Genomic DNA, 5,255 nt, shown 5'->3' on the forward strand with positions numbered 1-5,255 from the left:
GACAGAAAGAAGGGAAAAAAATGAAAAAATTATTAGTTATTATTTCAATGTTTATGGTATTCTTAATAGGATACGGAAAAGATAAGGGTCTTGATGTGAATATGGAAGTTGGAGCCAAAATTCCTAGTTTTGAATTAAGAGATTTTAATGGAAAGTATACAAAAAGTAATAAAATATTCAATAATAAAAAACCTACATTATTAGTTTTTGCAGCAGAATGGTGTCCTTATTGCCGTATGGAATTGCCAGATGTCCAAAAATTTTATGATGAAAACAAGGATAACATAAATGTAGTAGTTGTATTCACGAGAAGAAAAACTAACTTATCATCAACTAAAAAATATGTAGAGGAAAATAAATTTACTTTCCCAGTTTATTTTGACGCTGATGATTCGATAATGAAAGGCTTCAAAATAAATAGTATTCCATACAACATAAAAATTGAAAATTCAACAATTGAAAATTTATTAGGCGGAACAATGAAGTATGATAATATAAAATCAGCATTTTATCTTAAATAAAACAAGAAGGATTTAGAGCTTTTACACTTTAAATCCTTTTTTTTTACCAAAAATATAAAAAATCAAAACAAATGACTTTTAGTAAATAAACATTGAATCTCCAAAACTATAAAATCTATACTTTTCTTCAACTGCCTTCTTATACGCCTCAAAAACAAATTCTTTTCCACCAAATGCTGAAATTAACATAATTAATGTAGATTTTGGCAAATGAAAATTTGTAATTATTGCATCTACAATTTTAAATTTATAATCTCCATAAATAAAGATATTTGTATCTCCCTTAGAAGCTCTTAATTTCCCGTTCTCATCAACAGAAGATTCCAATGTTCTTACTGATGTTGTTCCTACTGCAATTATACGATTCCCATTTTTTTTAGCCTCATTGATAATTTTGGCAGTTTCTTCAGGTATTCGATATTTTTCACTGTGCATTTTATGATCTAGCACATTTTCCACCTGTACTGGACGAAATGTCCCTAGTCCCACGTCTAGAAATACTTCTGCAATAATAACTCCCTTTTTACGAATTTTTTCCAAAAGTTCATTTGTAAAATGAAGTCCTGCAGTTGGAGCGGCTACTGATTCACCTTCCTTAGCATAGACAGTTTGATATCTATTTTTGTCCTCCAATTTTTCCATAATATATGGTGGAAGTGGCATTTCTCCCAATTTATCCAAAATTTCCTCGAATCTGCCTTCAAAATCAAATTTTATAACTCTATTCCCATCTTCCTTAATTTCTAGAAGTTCCGCCTCTAAAACTCCTTCCAAAAATATGAGTTTTTGTCCAATTTTTAACTTTTTAGCAGGCTTTAGCAAAACTTCCCATGTATACATATCATATCTTTTTAAAAGAAAGCATTCTAAGACAACTCCATTTTCCTTATGTCCAAACAATCTTGCTGGAATAACTTTCGTACGATTAATTACAAGAACATCATCTTTTTTCAAATAATCTATAATATTATAAAATTTTTTATGTTCCAATGTTTTTTCTTTTTTATTTAACACCAATAATTTTGAATGGTCTCTCGGATTTACAGCATGCTGTGCTATCAGTTCCTCAGGCAGTTCAAAATCAAAATCTGAAATTTTCATTTGATTTATTTCTCCTATTTCTATATTTTTTTATTTTTATTCATTTTAAAGGAAACAGGGAATTTAATAATTCCCTGCCATAATCATTATTCAATTAATATGCTCTTCCAATTTCAAAAGTTTTATATGTGTCTACTCTATTATACCATCCTTGTAGCCATCTTCTCTCATTTCTTGGAGCATTTCTTACACGTCTTGCTAATACATCTTTGGCAGAATTACTAAATTCTACTAATGCACTTTGTCCTACTGCTGTTCCTTTCATGTTTTCAAGTACTTGTCTTAATCCCCAAGCTATATTATTATATGAAGAAACACCTTTTAATCCTTCACCCTTAAAGTTTACGTAGTCAATCAAGGCATAAAGTCCATTAGGAGTATTTACCATTCTTTCAAACTGATTTCTTAAATTTTCTTTGTTTGAAGATGCTTCAAGCATTTTATCAAGTGAACCTTTTAATCTTTCGTAAATAAACATTACCTGAATATCTCTTGTGTTATCAAAAAATGCTATCAATTCCTGAATATCCTTATCACCATTAGCTTTTTTAGCCATTAATTCTGACTTACTGTTCCAAGGTGAATATCTAAATTCAGAAAGTAATTTTGGCAATTGAATCCCTTGTTGTTTATAATAAGCAATCATATCAGGTAAACTATCTCCAAATCCACTTCTTCCACCACTTGCTTTAAACCAAGTAAAATGTCCTATACCAAGTGAAGGGAAATTCTCTCCATCATTCCAGTCTACTAGATTATTTCTAACTCCACCTGTTTCATTTTGAAAAATTCTTTCAGCTACAGCCAGCAATTGCTCTTTTGATAATTTCATATCTGGAGTTCCTTGCTGAGTTTTTCTATTTGCTGTGTAAGTATTTACATTTGGACGCTCATAGCTTCCGCTATCACGCATATTTCTCAAACTTGTATTTACATTTAAGTCAATACTTTTATTGTTGTACTGATTTTTAATTAACTTTTCCAGCTGAGAATTATTTGTTTTCGATGATGCAACTAATTTTGGCTCAGATTTTGGCATATTTACATTTTCGACACTTTCTGATGACGAAACTGCTTCTTTGATATTCTCACTTCCAAATGATATTATTGAATATGTTAATCCTAACAATAACGCTCCTGTCTTTTTAAAAATTCTCCTATCACTAACCATTGATTCATCTCCATTCCTTTTATTAGATAATTTTTAATTTTCAAAATAAATATTTAAAAATCTAAAATTATTTAATATTTTTTGTTAATTTTCAATTTTATTTATAATTTTCTGCCCTACGACAACCCTATCCAATCCAGCTAAATCTTTTATAACTTCAACATTTTTAAAACCTGAGCTTGTCATAATTTCAGCAACATTTTTTCCCTGTTTATAGCCAATCTCAAACAATAAATAACCAAAATCAGCTAAATAATCAGATGCCTTCTGACAAATCTCATAATAAAAATATAATCCGTCATTTTCTGCAAAAAGTGCTTCACTCGGCTCGTGTAATAAAGTGTCATCTGACATAATACCTATTTCATTAAGGGAAATATATGGTGGATTTGACACTATCATATCAAACTGATTAAATTCAATATTTTCAAACAAATCTGATTTTAAAAATTTTATATTTGGAACTTTTAAAAGTTCTTTGTTTTTTTCAGCAGTATTAAGTGCTTTTTCAGAAATATCCACACCTAGTACATAAGAATTTTCTACTTCTAATGCAGCAATTATTCCTATTATACCACTTCCAACGCCAATATCAAGTATTTTAGGATGAATTTTTGAATTTTGATTTTTTATAATATTATTTTTCAAAATATCAATCATTTTTTCAACTAAAACTTCTGTATCCTGACGTGGAATTAAAACTCCCTTGTCAACGTAAAATTTTCTTCCATAAAATTCCTGTTCATTCAGCAAATACTGAACTGGAAATTTTTCACGCCCAATTTTTTGAATAAAATATCTGATTTTTTCAATTTTTTCATTTTCAATTTCATCTCTGTACTTTGTAAAAAGCATCATTCTATCAATATTTAAAACATGTGAAAATATAATTTCCGCAATTAACTTACTTTCATCAATATTATTTTTTTCAAGATATGAAATGCTTTTATCAAGCAGTGATTTTAATTGCTTTTCAGATTTTTCTATATTTTCAAAATTATTATTGTCAGATATTTTTTTATCATTATTTGTTATATCGTTTAGTTTTTCTCTAATTTTTTTTAAGTCATCTTCTGATAACATACGCTCAAATTCAGCATAGAGCATAATTCTTTCCATTCCCATTACTTCTGAAATGATACTTTCTGCTGTCAATCTGGCATTTTTTATACCTTTTTTTTCTAAATAATTAACCGATTTATTCAATATATCCAGTAAATTATTCATTTCCACTTCCAACTTCTTTTAACAATTCAGCCTGTTCATAAGCAATTAAGGCATCTATCATTTCGTCTAAATCTCCATCTAGAACGCCATCTAGCCTATGAAGCGTCAACTTAATTCTATGATCAGTAACTCTTCCTTGAGGAAAATTATATGTTCTGATTTTTTCTGACCTATCTCCACTTCCAACTTGTGAACGTCTTTCATTTTCAACTGCACTTCTTTGTTTTTCATATTCCATTTCATACAACTTAGAAGCTAGTACTTTCATTGCAGCTTCTCTATTTTTTATTTGCGAACGTCCATCTTGCGAAGTTACTACAAGTCCAGTTGGCAAATGAGTAATTCTTACAGCAGAATCTGTAGTATTTACGTGCTGTCCTCCAGCTCCACTTGATCTGTATGTGTCAATCTTCAAATCACTTGGATTAATTTCAACTTCACTTACATCGTCTATTTCAGGCAGTACTGCAACTGTAATTGTAGATGTGTGAACTCTTCCAGAAGATTCAGTAGCTGGAACTCTTTGTACACGATGAACTCCACTTTCAAATTTTAATCTTGAATACGCTCCGTTTCCTTTGATTAAGAATGTTACTTCCTTCAATCCACCAACACCGATTTCACTTTTATCAATGATTTCAGTTTTCCAACGGTTTCTTTCTGCATATCTTGTAAACATTCTGAAAATATCGGCTGCAAATAATGCCGCTTCATCTCCACCCGCTCCAGCACGGATTTCCATGATAACATTTTTATCATCGTTAGGATCTTTTGGAAGTAAAAGAATTTTTAATTCTTCTTCAAGATGGGGAATTTCTTCTTCAATTGAATGAATTTCCTCAAGCATCATTTCTTTCATTTCTGAATCTTTTTCAGATTTCAAGTCTTCTTTTAGGCCTTCCATTTCCTCTTTACGATTTTTGTAATATGTATACTTTTGAACAACTTCATCAATGCTGTTTAAAGCCTTATTATACTCCATAATTTTCTTTGGGTCTGAAACAACTTCAGGATCCATAAGCATTTCTGTAAGTTCTTTATGCTTTAAGACAACATCGTCTAATTTTTGAAACATAATTTATTTTTCAACTCCTAAATTTTCCTATTTTTTATATTATATTTGAACTTTTTAAAAATCAGATTTGATAAAACTGATTGAAATCTAAAATCCATATAACTAATTATAATTATAGGTTTTAGGCCCAAATTTAAAGCGGTATTTTTATAAAATTATT

The 5,255-nt window shown here is 29.5% G+C and carries 5 protein-coding genes; 1 reads left to right on the forward strand and 4 read right to left on the reverse strand.

What is annotated here, in order from left to right:
- On the forward strand, window positions 1-521 hold a 521-nt coding region (locus Q0370_RS10825), incomplete at its 5' end, for a TlpA disulfide reductase family protein (protein ID WP_299575604.1).
- Window positions 522-599: 78 nt separating this feature from the next.
- On the opposite strand, the gene queA is transcribed toward Q0370_RS10825, so the two are convergent.
- The 4 genes from queA to prfA form a co-directional block, all read right to left on the reverse strand.
- Complete coding sequence (gene queA / locus Q0370_RS10830) at window positions 600-1,622, reverse strand: tRNA preQ1(34) S-adenosylmethionine ribosyltransferase-isomerase QueA (RefSeq protein WP_299575606.1); 1,023 nt, start codon at window positions 1,620-1,622, stop codon at window positions 600-602.
- 94 nt (window positions 1,623-1,716) lie between these two features.
- A complete protein-coding gene (locus tag Q0370_RS10835; RefSeq protein ID WP_147005897.1) occupies window positions 1,717-2,793 on the reverse strand; it encodes a hypothetical protein in 1,077 nt (358 codons plus the stop codon).
- Between the two features lie 84 nt (window positions 2,794-2,877).
- On the reverse strand, window positions 2,878-4,020 hold the full coding sequence (gene prmC / locus Q0370_RS10840; protein ID WP_299575609.1) for a peptide chain release factor N(5)-glutamine methyltransferase: 1,143 nt from the start codon (window positions 4,018-4,020) through the stop codon (window positions 2,878-2,880).
- Window positions 4,013-5,095, reverse strand: coding sequence for a peptide chain release factor 1 (gene prfA / locus Q0370_RS10845; RefSeq protein ID WP_299575610.1), 1,083 nt, complete (start codon window positions 5,093-5,095; stop codon window positions 4,013-4,015). Before prfA ends, prmC begins: the two co-directional genes overlap by 8 nt.
- Window positions 5,096-5,255: the final 160 nt, after the last annotated feature.

The organism is uncultured Leptotrichia sp. (assembly GCF_938036635.1).
GTDB classification, from domain to species: Bacteria; Fusobacteriota; Fusobacteriia; order Fusobacteriales; family Leptotrichiaceae; genus Leptotrichia; species Leptotrichia hongkongensis.